Genomic DNA, 14914 nt, shown 5'->3' with positions numbered 1-14914 from the left:
GGGTGATCACAGGCCGTGCGCCTGAGCGATCATCTGTGCCGCCCGCTCTCCGATGATGGCGCAGGGCGCCTGCGTGTTTCCCGCCGTCACACGCGGCATGATCGAAGCATCCGCGATGCGCAGAGCGTCGATCCCGTAGACGTTCAGCGATGCATCGACCACCGACATGGCATCGCGGCCCATCTTGGCCGTGCAGCTCTGGTGCCAGTAGGTCACGGCGGCATCACGGATGAAGTCTTCGAGTGCGTCTCCCCTGATGTCGCCCGGCATGGCCTCTCCGCGGACATGCGGCCGAAACGCCTGGGCGTTGCCCAGCGCGCGGCACAGATCCACGCAGGCGACGGCCGTCGTCAGATCCGCGGGATCGGACATCATGTTGGCCTCGATCGCCAACGGCACTCTGGGATCGGTACTCGTCAGCCGAAGCCGGCCGCGGCTCGCCGGGCGCGCCAGACCGGCGAACATCGTCCAGCCCTGCGCCGGCACACCGCGCGCCGCGGTCCGATCGCTCGGCACGGGAAATTCGACCTGGCAGAAGAGCACGTCCGGCGCATCGAGCCCGGGGCGGCTCGTCCAATACAGGGTCGCCTCGCTGCCGCTGTTACGGGGGGCGATGGGTTCGGCATACTCCCAGATGCATCCGAACGAGACATGGTCCTGAAAGTTCTGGCCGCCGCCCGGCAGGTGCTGCACCACCGGGATGCCGAAGCGCGTCAGCTCCGCATGGTCCCCGATGCCGGAATGCATCAGAACCTTGGGCGTCTGGATGGCGCCCAGGGACAGCACCACCTCGGCCCGGGCTCTGATCTCCAGGACCTGCCCGGCGCGGACCACTTCGACGCCGACCGCGCGCTGCTGCTCGATCAGGACGCGCCGCACGGTCGTGTCGGTGAGGACCGTCAGGTTGGGGCGGTCGAGCCAAGGGTGGACATAGGCCCGGTAAAGCGATTGGCGCCGGCCGTCGCGAACCAGCATGTCCGAAATCGAGGCGCCGCCCGGCCCATCCATCATCTGGCCATTCGGATGCGCGAAGGTCGGGATGCCGACCTCGCGGGCCGCATCGAGAATCGCGTATGCGATGGGGCTGGGATCCGAGGCGGGCTGGACCCAGACCGGCCCGGACTCGCCGCGATACCGCGGATCCGGTGAACCCTGCCAGTTCTCGATTCGACGATAGATCTGGAGGACGCTGTCGTAACTCCACTCGGCATCGCCCGCCTCCGCAGCGAAGTAATCCCAGTCACTGCGATGCCCGCGCGCCCAGACCATCACGTTGATGCTGGAGCCGCCCCCGAGACCTTTGCCCATCGACATCGACAGGGCACGACCGTTCAGGTGCGGGTTCGGCTGCGCCTGAAATCCCCAATCCCGCTCGCTGCCCAAGTTGGCCGGCCATTGTGCAGGGTCGAGCACCGTCTCGGCATCGTCGCTGCCTCCGGCTTCGATCAGCAGCACGCGCAGGTCGGGATTTTCCGCGAGGCGCCGCGCCACGACCGAGCCCGAGGATCCGGCGCCGCAAATGATGACATCGTATTGCGAGCGCAGGTCGGCGACCAGGCGCTGCTGGTTCTCCTGCGCGCGCCGGGATGAATCGCGGTCCTCGCGACGAGACTGGCTCATGATAGGCAACATCCTTCTACTGCTGCGCTGCCGTTGCTGAGGAGCGGTACGATTTGTCCCGCCAACACGGCGGGTCCCGCGAAAATGATCCTGAGCCGCAGGAATTCGGGTGGATGTTCCATGCCTTCGACCTCCGCGACTGTGATCGACGTCACATTGGAAGCGCGGGATGAAGTTCACGAGGGCCTGTTCGCTTCGGCTCCCGAATGCGTTACGGAGATCTTCGCGGACCTGCATGCCGCGCTTCTCGTGATAGGCTCGGTTCACCCCCACGCCATTGTCGTCGATCTTGCGGACGGAGATGCGTCTTGGTCCGGCCTTCTGCAAAGCCTCGGGGCGAACCGATCCCTCGGTCACAGCCGCATCCCGGCTGTGGAAAGCTCCGACATAGCAGGCCCGTCCGGAGGTTCGGCGGGCGGCTCGCATCGCGTCTCCCCGAGCGGCGGTGGCGGCCATACGCCGATCGCTGGCCGATAGCCGATAGCCGGTCCTCGTGGGACGGCGTGGCCAGCCGGGCTGTGAGTTTTGTCACGGACCCGCCCACCGGTCAGAGGCGACACGGTGCGGCATCATGCTGACACCAGGCTGCGCCGCGGAGAACTCTGCGGAGCGCACACGAGCCTGGGTCGGCGCAGTCGAGAGAGGATGTCGTGAGCGCGCCGAACAGGCTTGTCGGGCTCCTGGCCGCCAACGCGTTCTTCGCCGAGCTGGGCCAAGACGCTCTTCAAGCCATCGCCGGCCTTTGCCGGATGCGCAGCGTTGCGCGTCACGAGATCCTCTTCCAGAAGGGGGATCCAGGCGATGCCCTCTACGCGATCCGTCGCGGGCAGATCCGCATCGCCACCGGCACCGAGGACGGCCGGTCCGTGACGCTCAACCTCCTCGGCCCGGGCGATGTCTTCGGCGAGATCGCCCTGCTCGATGGCCATGCCCGCACCGCAGAGGCCATCGCGCTCGAGGCGACGGATCTCTTCGTCATCGACCGGCGGGACTTCCTCGAACTCCTGGCGCACGACGCGACCCTGGCGGCGCGGATCATCGGCTTCCTGTGCCGACGGTTGCGCTGGATGAGCGAGCGCATGGAGGAGGCTACGCTCCTTCCCCTCGATGCCCGGCTGGCGCGGCGTCTGGTTATGCTGTCCGAGGATTACGGCGCCGAAATCCAGGTGACACAGCAAGAGCTCGCCGCTTACGTTGGCGCGGCGCGGGAAAGCGTCAATCGCGTCCTTCAGGATTGGCGTCGATCCGGCATCATCGATCTTGGGCGCTCACGCGTGCGTGTGAAGGTCGCGCCGCGTCTGGCGGCCCTCGGCGCGCCCTCACGGATCTGAGGCGGCAGAAGGGATCCACCACATGAGGAATCTCGCGCGCGTCGTGACCGCATGCGCGGCCGTCGTCGTCCCGGTCTCCGTCCATGCCCAGACGCGCTGCACGGAAACGACCCGCTTCGACCCGCCTCTGCGGATCCTGCGATGCACCGACGGTCTCACGCTCGAAGCCGAGCGAGCGGCCACGTTACGGCCGGTGGATCGGGACGGCGACGGGCAGCTCGAGGGAGCGGAGATCGGCGGCAGCGCCGTACTCGTGACCCTGCCGCCGCGCTCGAACACGCGCCGGGGCGGCTTCCAGATCCTCACCCCCCACGCGATTGCCTCCGTGCGCGGCACGATCTACGCCGTCGATGTGACTACCGCCAAGACGGCAGTTTTCGTGGCTCGAGGCCGCGTCGCCGTCGCGCGCCGGAGCACCCCGGCCGTGTCCGTCACGCTCGGCCCGGGTGAAGGCGTCGATGTCGGTGAGGATCAGGCCCCCCTGGACGTGCGACGGTGGCCGCAGGAGCGCGTCAGAAGCCTGCTCGAGCGCTTCGGGCGGTGAGAGCCGCGGGTCTGGTGCCGGGGCTTGAATCGATCTCGCGCCCCGGGCGGACCAAGCGACGCTTCGCCCTCCTCATGTTCGTGGCCGCGCTGGGGTGGAGCGGCTGGCTCGCGCACCTGCACATCGCCGGACGGGCAACGCCCCTCGATTACCTGGAGGCGGCGGCGACGGACCTGCGCATGCGCCTGGCCGGTCCACGCACGCCGCCCAAAGATGTCGCGATCGTCGCCATCGACGACGAAATCGTCCGCCGGGAAGGAGGCTTTCCCATCTCGCGCACGACGATGGCGCGGCTGATCGAAACGATCGCCGCGGCCCGCCCCCGTGCGCTCGCCGTCGATGTCCTGTTCCTCGAAGACGGGCGCCAGCCCGAGGCGGATCATGCCCTCGCCGCCGCCCTCCGCAAGGTGCCCGCCGTCCTGGCGGCGGCAGCCGTCTTCGACGAGGCCACGAACGAAGGGGGCATCCCGGTCGCCACCGCCGTGCATCGCCCGATCCCGGTGATCGGCGCGGCCGCGCTGACGGGACTCGTCAACCTGTCCGAGGACGCCGCCGGCGTTCCGCGGCACCTTCCTCTCGTTGCCAGGGCGGACAACGGCGTTGCGGCCCATTTCGTCCTGCGCACAGCGGCCCTGGCGGCCCGAAGCGATCCGGTTCTGCGCGACGGACAGGTACGGATCGGGCCAACCGTCATCCGGCTCGACCTCGGCTATCATCTTCCGCTCCGTCCTTACGGACCGCGCCGCACGATCCAGACCTTGAGCGCCGCCGCACTTCTCGATGGGACGGCACCCGTCGCCGCTCTGGCGGACCGTGTCGTGGTGATCGGCGCGACGGCACTCGGGGGCAGCGACACCTTTGCGACGGCGTTCGATCCCGTGATGCCCGGCGTCGAACTGCTGGCGACCGGCATCGCCCATCTGACCGCGGGCGACGGACTCGTGCGCGATGCGCGCGTTCGGCGGCTCGACGGGGTGGCGGCCGTGATTCTCGCGGGCGCTGCCGTGCTCCTGATCGCGCTGGCCCCACCGCTCCCAGCAGCCATCCTCGTGCTCCTCCTCCTGGCCGCCTGGTTCGCTCTGGGCACCGTCGCCTTCAGCCAGGGCATCTGGATGAGCGCCGCCCTGCCGCTCGCAGCCGCTGGCCTGCCGACGCTCCTGTGCGCGGTGGCCCGCCAGACGCTGGATCGCCGCCAGGGCCTGAGGCTCGCGCGATCGGAGCAGACCCTGCGCCGACTTCAACCCGCCGCGCTCGCGGAACGGCTCGCCTGGGACCCGACCTATCTGGCTGCACCCCTCACGCGCGAGATCCCGGTGCTCTTCATCGATCTGACCGGCTTCACCGGCCAGAGTGAGCGACTGGGCCCGGTCCGCACCCGCGCCCTCCTCAAGACGTTCCACGATCTCGTGGACGAGACCGCCTCGTCGCACAAAGGCCTCGTCGTCAACTTCATGGGCGACGGCGCGATGGTCGTGTTCGGCGCCCTGGACCCCGATCCGGCGCAGGCGGAAAACGCCGTGCGGGCGGCCAGCGATCTCATCGTCCGGACCCGCGACTGGATCGCGCGCGATCCCGAACTGGCAGGCGCCGGACGGGCGCTCGACGTGCGGATCGGCGCGCATTCCGGACCGGCGATCCTCTCGCGCCTCGGCAGCGACACCAATCAGCAGGTCACGGCGACGGGTGATACCGTCAACGTCGCGAGCCGCCTGCTGGCCGTGGCGTCGGAGGCCAAGGCCCGCCTCGCCGTCAGCGCCGATCTCCTGACGGCTGCCGGCATCGTTGAGCCGGCCGGCCTCTTCGACGAGCGGCGGACGGCTTCCATCCGCGGACGGTCCCAACCCATCGCGGTTTGGTTGACGCGCGAACCTGCGCGGCTGCCATAGATCCCGCGCCACGCCGCGTTTCCGGGCCTCTGTGACCGCGGTCACAGCGGCCGGCCATCGTCGGGCGCAGAGTGCTGTCACCCCAACAGGGAGAAGCACGATGAAGACGACTTCGACGAGGACGATGATGGTCGCAGGTCTCGCGCTCGCGACACTGGCGGGCGGTGCCGCCAGCGCCGATGCCCGCGGGTTCGGTCACGGCGGGTTTGGTCACGGCGGCTTCGGCCATCACGGCGGCTTCGGCCATCGCGGATTCGGGTACGGCCGCTTCGGGGACGGCGGGTTCGGCCACCATCGATACTTCCACCACCGTGGCTACCGTCGGCACTTCGGCGGGTTCGACTGGAATTATCCCACGGGTGGCTACTTCCTCAGCTCGGATTTCAGGGATTGCCGCGTCGTCTACAACCCCCTGTTCTTCGGACACGAGCGCGTCTGCAGCTGACGGAGCATCCGTCTTCGGCTGATTGAGGCCCCGGTGCGCGATCGGCCGCCGCTGCACCCGCAGCGGCGGCCGGTTGGCCGACGTCGTCACACCAAAGCTTGTCGTGACGACGGGATGGGAGCCGGCACCACGGACCCATTCGTCCCGAAGACGCCGCCCGAATATCGAAATTCAAACCGCAACCGCATTAGACATGAGCCGAGCGGCAGCGCGGAGCGGTCGTCAGTTTGTCGCCGCCGTAGCGCGTTCGCTTGAAGGCGTGCACGCGACCGTGGTGATGGTGGTCCCACCAAGGATGATGTCGGTGCCGGGTTCCGGGCGCGCCGCGCGTCCGAGGCTGTGCCGGGGAGCGGGGCGATGGCGGCGACGAGGACATCGGGACGTGCAGAGGAGCCAATCGAACCCGCAATGGGCCGCACGACCCCTGATTTCTACGCGAGCCTGCCCCGGTTCACCGCCTTCTCCAGCCTCATGGATCCAGGCCTCTATCGGCCTCTTCCCACGACTTGGTGGCTGGGTGTGACCGATGTCGTCGGCTCTCAGCAACAGATCGGGCTCGGCCGCTACAAGGCGGTCAATGCGGCCGGCGCAGCCATCATCGCGGCCGTTTCGAATGCTCTCGGCCGGCGCGCGTTCCCGTTCGTCTTCGCCGGCGACGGGGCAAGCTTCGCGATTGCCCCGGAAGACGTGGACGCCGCCAGAGAAGCGCTGGCCGCAACGGCCGTCTGGGTCCGTGAGGCGCTGCAGCTCGAGCTGCGCACCGCTCTGGTACCGGTCTCAGCCGTGCGCGATCGCGGGCTCGACGTGCGCGTCGCGCGCTACGCGCCCAGTGCTCACGTTTCCTATGCCATGTTCAGCGGAGGCGGCCTGCCCTGGGCAGAGGCCGCCATGAAGGCCGGCGACTATGCCGTCGCACCGGCTGAGCCCGGCAGCCAGCCTGACCTGACCGGCCTCTCCTGCCGCTGGCAGGCAATCCGTCCCCGCCACGCGCTGATGCTCTCGCTCATGCTCGTGCCGCAGCACAGTGGCGACGCGCCGGCCTTCCGGCAACTCGTGCAAGAGATCCTGCACAATGTGGAGATCAGTGCCGAGGTCGCACGTCCGATGCAGGATGAGGGACCGCAGATGCACGGACCGTGGGCGGGGCTGGATCTTGAACTGCGCGCCATGCCGGGCTCCCGTCGGAGCCGCCTCTGGCGCAAGCTTCGCCTCGTGGCACGATCGATTCCCGAATACCTGATCTACCGCACGGGCTTGCGGGTGGGAGCGTTCGATCCGGCCGCGCTTCGGCACGAGATCGTCGGGAATACGGACTTCCGCAAATACGATGATGCGCTGCGGATGACGCTGGACTGCACAGAGGCCTTCGCGGATCAGCTGGAGGCGCAGCTCGCCGGCGCAGAGGCACGGGGGATCTGCCATTTCGGGCTGGAACGGCAATTGGCTGCGCAGTTGACCTGCATCAGCCCTCCGGTGCCCGGCAGCGGGCACATGCACTTCATCGATGGCGCTGGCGGAGGCTACGCGGCGGCCGCCGCAAGGCTGAAGGGTCGGGCGGCAAGCGTCGGGGCCGTGGTGCCGACCAGCCCGTGAGGGGGGGGCTGTGAAGCGTGGCTGCTGCCGGACGAAGCGCGGGCGCTCGGGACGACCGACCTCGAGCGGCGTTCAGGATCACTGTGCAGCACCGCATCGGCGAGCGTTTGGTCGATGGCGGGACCTTCGCGGTCGGCGCCAGCCTGACCGGTGCCGCGGCCTGCGCGCGGCGAAAGGTGGAAGGCGCGAAAATCTTCACCGTGTAGGAGCTTCTCCGGCCTGGAATCTTCGCGGATGGGATGTCCGCTGCGGAGCGTTCTCGAAACAGGCTGAATGACCGGGATGGGCGCAAAGCCGAAAATCCGGCTCGGCAGGTGCAGCCCGCAGACACGCGCGATCCCATATGGGCGCCTGCCAGCCAGCAGCCGAAGCCGGCCATCCGGACGCCAAGAGCCGACCGCAAAACTGGGAAAATTTGATCGCGGCAGTGCTCGACAGGCACTGCCGATTTCTCGGTACGATGTCCGCTGGCTATCGGCGAAGGAACATCGGCTGCGCTTCCACCGTCAAGCGGCTATGAACGCGATCAGATCCGCATTCACCTGATGCTTGTGCGTCGAGCACATACCGTGCGGCGCGCCCGGGTAGATCCTGAACTCGGCGTCCTTGACCAGCTTCACTTGCAGCTCGCCGGCGCCCGCAATCGGCACGATCTGGTCGTCATCGCCGTGAAGGATCAGCGTCGGGATCGTCACGCTTTTCAGATCGTCGGTCTGGTCAGTCTCCGAGAAGGCCTTGACGCAGTCATACTCGGCCTTCAGCCCGCCCATCATGCCCTGCAGCCAGAAGGAGTCGCGCAGGCCCTGGCTGACCGTCGCGCCGTCCCGGTTGGCGCCGTAGAAGGGACCGGAGAGGTCCTTGAAGAACTGGGAGCGATCGCCTGCGACGCCCGCGCGGATGTCGTCGAACACCGTCATGGGCAGTCCGCCGGGATTGGCTGGCGACTGCACCATGATCGGCGGCACGGCGCTGATCAGCACGAGCTTGGAGGCGCGGCCGTGCGCGTGCTGAGCGACGTAGCGCAACGCTTCGCCACCGCCGGTCGAATGGCCGACATGGACAGCGTTGGTCACGCCGAGGGCCCCGACGACGGCCGCGAGATCGGCCGCGTAGGTGTCCATGTCGTGACCCGACCAGGTCTGGCTCGAGCGTCCATGCCCGCGCCGGTCATGGGCGATGCAGCGGAAGCCTTGGTCCGCGAGGGCCATCATCTGGTCCTCGAAGGCGTCCGAGGACAACGGCCAACCATGGCTGAACACCACCGGCCGGCCCATCCGCGGCCCCCAATCCTTGTAGAAGATCTGCGTTCCGTCGGCCGTGGTCACAAAGCTCATCGTTGCTCCTTTTCGCGTCAGTGCCGTCGTACTCTCAGCCAGAGGCCGCTGTCATGGGAGTCCATCGACCTGGGCATCCCGGAGGCCGACAGGCTCCGCAAGCCGGACCGCGCGTTCCGTGCGCGATCCAGGATGCGCGCGATGCCGGAGCGCTTGGCCGCCCGGCACCAGGCAGCGTTCATGCCGCCTGTCCGGTCAGGCCAGGGTGCGGTTCATCATCCTACAGCGGCGCCTGCAGATCCAATCGGCAGGTCGTCCCGAAATCGGTCAGGAAGTTCAGCTTCCCGTCTCGCGCAAGCTCATGGATGTCGTGCAAGCTCCGATGGGGAGCGCGATAGGCGTCTACGATCGGGTCGATGACGGCGTCCGCCGCGTGGATCGTTGCCGGCGAGGCGGTCCGCTGCATCTTCGTCAGCAGAGCGTACAGCATGACCAGATCGCCGATATCGTCCCGTTCATGGCTGAGTGCATCGCCGTAGAGACGGACCGCTTCCGTGGTGAAGTCGTTGAACAGATCGATCCGACGCGCTCGTTCCGTTTCGCGCCTCTTGTCCTGGAACTGGCTTCGATGCGTCATCCATGTCGTCGCGAACGACGCCATGGCGCCGATGGTGGCGCCGCCGAGCCCGAACATCGCCGGGCTGTAAGCCGCAACCAAAGCTGCCTCCTAAAGGCCGGCAGACGTGGATTTGCGATCGGCGAGGCTGGAGCCTCCCTTCAAACCGAAGCTGTAGAGGAGCGTAATTGTCGGTCGGAGGATGAACAGATCGGCACCGAGCGCGCACAGCATCGCGAGGGCGCTGAGCCAGCCGAAGAGCCTCAGCATCGGAAGATTTGACAGGATGGTGGTCGCGAGGGCGCAGCTCAGCACCATCGTCGTCAGGATCAAGGGCGGCCCCATCAGGATTGTAGCCCGCTCGACTGCCGGTTCGGGTCTATGCGAAGCAGCCAGATCCAGCGTCATCCGATTGAGGAAGTGGACCGTGGCGCTCAAGCCGAGTCCGAGCGAGACCGTCAGGGCGACGACGCTCGCGAATTGCAGCCCATCGCCGAGCATCCACAGCAACGTCCCCGTCGCGAAGACCGGGAAAACCGCCGGCATGAGGCTCGCCAGCAGGATACGGGCCGAGCGGAAGACGAGACCGAGGAATGCCGCGACGAGCACCACCTCAACCGTGATACCGCGGCTGAGCTTGTCGATCATCTGCGCACTGTTGCGGGCGGCGATGGCCGACAGGCTCGTGACCGTGATGGTGTATCCCGGATACGCCGTGCGCACAGCGTCGAGAGCGTGGTCGAGGTCGCGGACGATCGGCAGAAGGCGGCTGGCATCGACGTCGCGGACGCGGCCGGCCACGAGGACGGCCTGATCGTCCCTCGCGATGAACTGCTGCACGAGGAACGCCGGCAAGGCGGCGACATACGCCTTGAGGGTCCCGACGTCGGAGCGGTGGACGTTCCGGGCCAGCCAGTCCCGCAGGGTTTCGAGCGACCACACGTTCCCGACGCCGGATTGCTGCGACAGGATTCGGTGGACCGTGTCGATCAGCGCCAAGGTGCGCGGCGCGTAAAGATCCTCGCCCTGCGGGAACGCGATCATGACGTTGATGGGGTTTGCCCCCGTCAGCTCCTGATCGAGCTTGTCGCTCGCCGCGACCGCCTGCTCATGGCTGGGAACCTGGTCGGCGAGCCGGTAGCGTGGCTGCAGCTGCGCATAGCAGAGCGCCAGCAGGGAGACGAGGACGACGCTGAGCGCGGTGTAGGCGGCCGCGTGGTGGACCATCTGCCCCGCGATCCGCGCGCAGAGGCGCTGAAGGATCCCGACGCCGCGATCCGCGTCCCGAGCCGCTTCGACGAACCCATCCGTGCGCCTGAGCAGCATCAGACCGAGGACCGGGATCAGGGCCAGAACCGCCAGCAGCGAGATCGCGGTGGCCAGGAGCCCGGCCTGACCGAAGCTGCGGATCAGATCCGATTCGGAGACCTGGAGGGCGATGAAGGACAGGGCTGCCGTCGCATGGGTCAGGACACAGGCGGGCCCGACGACCAAGAGGGCGTCGCGGATCGCCGACCGGGTGCTCGCACCGGCGATGAGCCGGGCGCGAACGTCGAAGGTCAGCTGCATGCTGTCGGAGAAGCTGATCACCATGATCAGCGGCGTCATCATGTTGAGGAAGATGTTGAGCTGCAGGCCGAGCCAGCCGAACGCGCCCAGCGCGAGGAGGATCGAAGCGAGCGGCGGCCCGGCCGCCATCAGCATGAAGGACAGGCGCCGGAAGAACGCGATCGCGATGAGGCATCCGACGAGGAGACCCGCCGCGTTGTAGACGAGGCGATCATGCTCGATCGCGTTGCGGATCTCGAGCTGCATGACCGGGACACCCGTCAACTCGGTCTTCAGCGTCGTGGAACTGAGATCGGTGCCTACGAGTCCGTTGAGTTCCTGGATGAGGCGCGCCAGCTGCCTGCTCTCGACCCTGTCGGGCTCGAGCGCCAGCACCATGAGCGTCAGCTGACCGTTTGCAGAGAGCAGCTTGTCCTTGATGATCTCGTTCGTCTCGACGGTCTGAACGAGCTGTGCGTAGGCCGGTCCCTCCGGCAGGGTGTCGGGGAAGAGCGGACCCGGCAGGGCGCCATCCAGCGGCGCGGTGCGTGCCGAGAAGAGCGAGACGATGCCGCGGACGCCATCGACCAGCTGCAGATCCGTAGCCAGGTTGCGCAGCGCTTCGATCGACTCCCGCTGCAGGATTGGACCGCTGACGACGACGAGAACGTCGTATTCACTCGAAGGAAAACGCTTCGAAACGGTCTCGTACTCGTGGAACTCTGTCGTATCGGAACGAAACAGCTGGCTGATCGAGTCGTCGACGCCGAGGCGGCGAACGCCGAGAACCGCCAGCAGGATCAACATCACCGTCGCGGATCCGACGATCGCCGGGTGCCGTAACGCGACGAACCCCAGGCGTTCGACGCCGAAAGCGATGGAGAACGACCGGACCTGCGAAGGCGCCTGATCTTCGACTGTGGTGCTCACGACGGTCGGCCTCGCGCGGGTCAGTTCTGCCGGCGCCCCGCCGGAACCGGCGGGGCTGAGCGATGGCGTTGATCAATCCTTCGCAGGCGCCGAAGCCGTCAGCGGCGGCGGAGCTGGACGACCACTTGCCGGATGTCGTTTCCCTGCGGTGAGATCACGACGTCCTGCCGGTTCCGGCTCGTCGAGAGGCTCAGACCGGCGGTGAAGACGGGAGAGGTCACCTGCGCCTGGAGTTGGCCGCCGCGCAGCGACCCCGACAAGGTGCCGGTCACGCTGCGCGTCGTCTCGGTCCAAGTCCCGGAAATCGCGCCGTTCGACTCCGTCGCCTGGCAGTCGATGTTGAATTTGTAGCTTGCACTCGCGCAGACGAGGCGCTGCTCCACGCTCGCGCCGTCCGGGCCGACCGCATACTGCGCCCGGCAGCGGATCGCCTCGCTGCCGCTTGCGGATTGAACGTAGCCCGAGCCGAACCACGATCCGGCAAAGCCGGCGAACCCGCCCTCTCTTGCCGCGTAGGCGGGCGGGCCGGAGAGTGCGATTGCCAAGCCCGGCAGGACGATCAATCCGCCGACCCATCGGCGCCGCGGGACCTGAAGGCGCGCATCATTCCTCATCCGGCTTGTCCTTGCGTGAGTCTACTGTTTGCGGAAGGTGTGGCGTGAAGATTGAAAACCCGATCAACTGATGTCTTGTCCAGAGTCGCAGTGTATCGAATCATGCCAGATTGTTCTTGAGGATCTTGAGGTCTGTGACAGGATACGCCATCCCGAAGCGATAGCCGCGCCCAATCCGGCGTGGCGCAAGCCGGTGCATGGCCTCGCCCTGACCTTCGGGGAGGCTGAGCTCGGCCGACCCGTGCCAGACGTCGACCCCGGCCAGATCGTCCGTCAGCGACAGCGTCGGCTCGTCCACGGCCGGCCGATCCTGCCGGCCGGCAACGAGGGTCGGGAAGTAGCGGCGCATCGTCGTCGGGCGGCTGAAGACGGTCCGCGGATCGTCGACCTGTCCCGCGCTGGAGGCGCGCCGTGGCGAGGCGTTCGCCATGGGCCGACAGGCTCGCACCGAAGCGGCTTCCGGCGGCGAGGGGAGCCGCGGCCGCGCTCGGTGCCGCGAAGGTGCGTGTCTGGAAGACGCTGCCGAGCTACTTGGGATAGCCCTGAGCCCACCCCCGGGCCAGCGCGGCATCGTTATCGAGGAAAATATATGGGCAGTCATTGACCGGCTGCCCCGCGAACTCGGCTTCCACCAAGACGAACGCCTCGCGGTACAGGCGTCGGTGGCCAAGGTGATGAACGCCACCCGGCAGCGTTGCCGGGTCCACTTCATGAGAACCATGCTCGCCCATGCCGGCTGCTCGGGCGTCTATTGCGCGCTTTGTGAGTTTCACGGTAGCTGCCGGCATGTGCCGGTGCCGCGGTGACCACCGCAGCGGGAAACGTCGGTGTCACATGAGTTCATCTATTGCAAAAGAAGCTGAGACAAAACAATTACTTAGGGACTCTACGGATAACTCAGGTAACAAGTGGGATACGCCAAAGTTATGAGTGGTGATGAAGAGGTGGAGGGTCCAATCCTCTCTCGCGGCACCAGCACTCTCTCGGATCTTGTCGCCATTCCGTTGATGCTATGTGTTCCGTGAGCGAGCCCGTCGCAGTCTGTGTTTTCACTGCGGCCGCCCTGCCGGATCCATGCGCTGAAGGGATCGTGCGGACGTGAATTCGACAGCCCTGATCACGATGCTGGGCCTCGTCATCGGCTGGGCCCTCCTGGCCGGCGCCGCTGTGGTCACCGGCCGGTTCTCGACCTTGGCCTTCCTGATCCTGACCCTGACCGCCCTCTACCTCTATGTCCCGTGGGTGCGTCTGCGCGCCAGCGGGCTTGATGGCTCCAGCCGGCCGGTCCGATTCTGGACGAACGTCGCCATGCTGGCCGTCAGCTTGGCCGCCTGCCTCGCCTTCGGGATGATGCTCGCCCGCCGAACCGGGTATCTCTGATCGCGAGCGGGCTGGGAGACCGGGCCAGGGACAGGCCGTCTCGCGCCAAGCGCGCTCACGGGGTATCGGCCCAGATCTCCAGGTAGGCCGGATCGAACTGCGCGAGTCGCTCCAGCCGCGGTCGGTCGAGGATGGTCAGCCGTCCGCTCTTCAGGTGGATCAGCTGGCTGTCGCGCAGGTACTTCAGCACGCGATTGACGTGCACCGACGTCAGCCCGAGCGCGTCGGCAAAATCGTTCTGCGTGATCCGCATCTCGAAGCTCTCGTCGGTGACGAGACCGACCATCGCCAGCCGCCAACGCAGTTCGCAGAGCAGATGCGCCATCCGCTCGATACCGACTCGCCGGCCCAGGTTGACGATCCATTCGCGGGCGACAGCCTCGTCGCGACGCAGGCGGCGGCCCAGGGCTGCGGCGAGGTCCGGGCTGTCGCGGGTGGAGAGCCGCGCGATCGGGATCTCGCCGACGGTGCAGCGGGTGAGCGTGTTGACCGCATAATCCGCGCGGCTCGCGAGGATCGCGCCCAGGTCGCAGAGGTCGCCTGGAACCAAGAGGGCGGTGATTTGCCTGCGGCCGTCCCGCAGCATGCGATAGCGGCAGGCGTGACCGGCCAGCAGCAAGTGCGCGACTTCCGGCTCGGCGCCCGGCAGCAGCAGGTCATGCTGCTTCGGTATCGAGCGCTCGCGCACGGGCAGATCAAAGGTTCTCACGAAGCCGTCCGGGGTGAGCGGGCGGGTCTCCAAAAGGTCTGCAAAATCGGCGATCTGGACGGTGAGCATCGATGCACTCCAAGCCGTTGGCGCCGCGCCGACCGCGGATGAGATGCACAATATAAAACGATAAGATTTCAAGTATAAATCTGATCTATGTATTCCTAGTAACGGCGGAGCGCGGATTATATTATGTGTACGCTACCGTACAGAGTTTGAGCGACGTGGAGACTGACTTATGACGCATCAAATACATGCCAAGCTTGAAGATGGGACTGTGCTGTCAAGCTCTGGCGTGCGCGCCGGGTTGCACGGATCGATCCGCCATGCAGCTTCATCGCCATCGGCCCGATCGGCCTTAGGTCAAGGTTCCGTGCGGTGAACGCGCCGCACCAGCGAAAAGCCAACAGGACTTAATGGATAT

The 14914-nt window shown here is 66.9% G+C and carries 15 protein-coding genes; 7 read left to right on the top strand and 8 right to left on the bottom strand.

The features are described from left to right. Window positions 1–6 precede the first annotated feature (6 nt). Entirely contained in the window at window positions 7–1620 is a 1614-nt protein-coding gene (locus JOE48_RS26800) for a GMC family oxidoreductase (protein WP_210036080.1), read from the bottom strand. A 650-nt stretch (window positions 1621–2270) separates the two neighbouring features. Here JOE48_RS26800 and JOE48_RS26795 point away from each other — a divergent pair. From JOE48_RS26795 to JOE48_RS30930, 6 genes are all read left to right on the top strand, one after another. Beyond that, window positions 2271–2951, top strand: a complete 681-nt coding sequence (locus tag JOE48_RS26795) for a Crp/Fnr family transcriptional regulator (protein WP_210034345.1) — start codon at window positions 2271–2273, stop codon at window positions 2949–2951. A gap of 22 nt (window positions 2952–2973) precedes the next feature. Beyond that, the gene (locus tag JOE48_RS26790) at window positions 2974–3495 is read left to right on the top strand and encodes a FecR domain-containing protein (protein WP_210034344.1); all 522 of its coding nucleotides are present in this window, start codon (window positions 2974–2976) and stop codon (window positions 3493–3495) included. Window positions 3496–3509: 14 nt separating this feature from the next. After that, window positions 3510–5381: an adenylate/guanylate cyclase domain-containing protein gene (locus tag JOE48_RS26785; protein ID WP_312893381.1), complete on the top strand. Its 1872-nt coding sequence runs from the start codon at window positions 3510–3512 to the stop codon at window positions 5379–5381. A gap of 100 nt (window positions 5382–5481) precedes the next feature. After that, complete coding sequence (locus JOE48_RS26780) at window positions 5482–5826, top strand: hypothetical protein (RefSeq protein ID WP_210034343.1); 345 nt, start codon at window positions 5482–5484, stop codon at window positions 5824–5826. 408 nt (window positions 5827–6234) lie between these two features. Continuing rightward, the gene (locus JOE48_RS26775; protein WP_210034341.1) at window positions 6235–7419 is read left to right on the top strand and encodes a DUF3095 family protein; all 1185 of its coding nucleotides are present in this window, start codon (window positions 6235–6237) and stop codon (window positions 7417–7419) included. Between the two features lie 83 nt (window positions 7420–7502). After that, window positions 7503–7625: a hypothetical protein gene (locus tag JOE48_RS30930; RefSeq protein WP_280921337.1), complete on the top strand. Its 123-nt coding sequence runs from the start codon at window positions 7503–7505 to the stop codon at window positions 7623–7625. Between the two features lie 300 nt (window positions 7626–7925). Here the strand turns inward: JOE48_RS30930 and JOE48_RS26770 are convergent, their stop codons facing one another. From JOE48_RS26770 to JOE48_RS31275, 6 genes are all read right to left on the bottom strand, one after another. After that, complete coding sequence (locus tag JOE48_RS26770) at window positions 7926–8693, bottom strand: alpha/beta fold hydrolase (protein ID WP_245252974.1); 768 nt, start codon at window positions 8691–8693, stop codon at window positions 7926–7928. A gap of 280 nt (window positions 8694–8973) precedes the next feature. Further along, window positions 8974–9411 (bottom strand): hypothetical protein, encoded by a 438-nt coding sequence (locus tag JOE48_RS26765; RefSeq protein ID WP_245252973.1) that lies wholly within the window; start codon window positions 9409–9411, stop codon window positions 8974–8976. Window positions 9412–9420: 9 nt separating this feature from the next. Then, window positions 9421–11787 (bottom strand): MMPL family transporter, encoded by a 2367-nt coding sequence (locus JOE48_RS26760; protein WP_312893380.1) that lies wholly within the window; start codon window positions 11785–11787, stop codon window positions 9421–9423. 98 nt (window positions 11788–11885) lie between these two features. Further along, complete coding sequence (locus JOE48_RS26755) at window positions 11886–12401, bottom strand: hypothetical protein (protein WP_210034337.1); 516 nt, start codon at window positions 12399–12401, stop codon at window positions 11886–11888. Window positions 12402–12501: 100 nt separating this feature from the next. Next, complete coding sequence (locus JOE48_RS30565) at window positions 12502–12831, bottom strand: hypothetical protein (protein ID WP_245252972.1); 330 nt, start codon at window positions 12829–12831, stop codon at window positions 12502–12504. Between the two features lie 97 nt (window positions 12832–12928). After that, complete coding sequence (locus JOE48_RS31275) at window positions 12929–13033, bottom strand: hypothetical protein (protein ID WP_409518649.1); 105 nt, start codon at window positions 13031–13033, stop codon at window positions 12929–12931. Between the two features lie 466 nt (window positions 13034–13499). Here JOE48_RS31275 and JOE48_RS26745 point away from each other — a divergent pair, with 466 nt between their 5' ends. Further along, window positions 13500–13781 carry a hypothetical protein gene (locus JOE48_RS26745; protein WP_210034335.1) on the top strand — a complete coding sequence of 94 codons (282 nt, stop codon included), beginning with the start codon at window positions 13500–13502 and terminating at the stop codon, window positions 13779–13781. Window positions 13782–13836: 55 nt separating this feature from the next. Here JOE48_RS26745 and JOE48_RS26740 read toward each other — a convergent pair whose 3' ends face one another. Beyond that, window positions 13837–14559: a Crp/Fnr family transcriptional regulator gene (locus JOE48_RS26740; RefSeq protein ID WP_210034333.1), complete on the bottom strand. Its 723-nt coding sequence runs from the start codon at window positions 14557–14559 to the stop codon at window positions 13837–13839. Window positions 14560–14914 lie beyond the last annotated feature (355 nt).

It is taken from the genome of Methylobacterium sp. PvR107, from assembly GCF_017833295.1.
GTDB lineage: Bacteria > Pseudomonadota > Alphaproteobacteria > Rhizobiales > Beijerinckiaceae > Methylobacterium.
The sequence above is the reverse complement of the archived record's forward strand: the minus strand, read 5'-3'. Positions and strand labels throughout refer to the sequence as shown.

Coding starts and splice junctions, on each gene's coding strand:
- JOE48_RS26740 (WP_210034333.1), bottom strand. CDS start 14,559: ATGCTCACCGTCCAGATCGCCGATTTTGCAGACCTTTTGGAGACCCGC.
- JOE48_RS26755 (WP_210034337.1), bottom strand. CDS start 12,401: ATGAGGAATGATGCGCGCCTTCAGGTCCCGCGGCGCCGATGGGTCGGC.
- JOE48_RS26770 (WP_245252974.1), bottom strand. CDS start 8,693: ATGGGCCGGCCGGTGGTGTTCAGCCATGGTTGGCCGTTGTCCTCGGAC.
- JOE48_RS26800 (WP_210036080.1), bottom strand. CDS start 1,620: ATGAGCCAGTCTCGTCGCGAGGACCGCGATTCATCCCGGCGCGCGCAG.
- JOE48_RS26775 (WP_210034341.1), top strand. CDS start 6,235: ATGGGCCGCACGACCCCTGATTTCTACGCGAGCCTGCCCCGGTTCACC.
- JOE48_RS26790 (WP_210034344.1), top strand. CDS start 2,974: ATGAGGAATCTCGCGCGCGTCGTGACCGCATGCGCGGCCGTCGTCGTC.
- JOE48_RS30565 (WP_245252972.1), bottom strand. CDS start 12,831: ATGGCGAACGCCTCGCCACGGCGCGCCTCCAGCGCGGGACAGGTCGAC.
- JOE48_RS26780 (WP_210034343.1), top strand. CDS start 5,482: ATGAAGACGACTTCGACGAGGACGATGATGGTCGCAGGTCTCGCGCTC.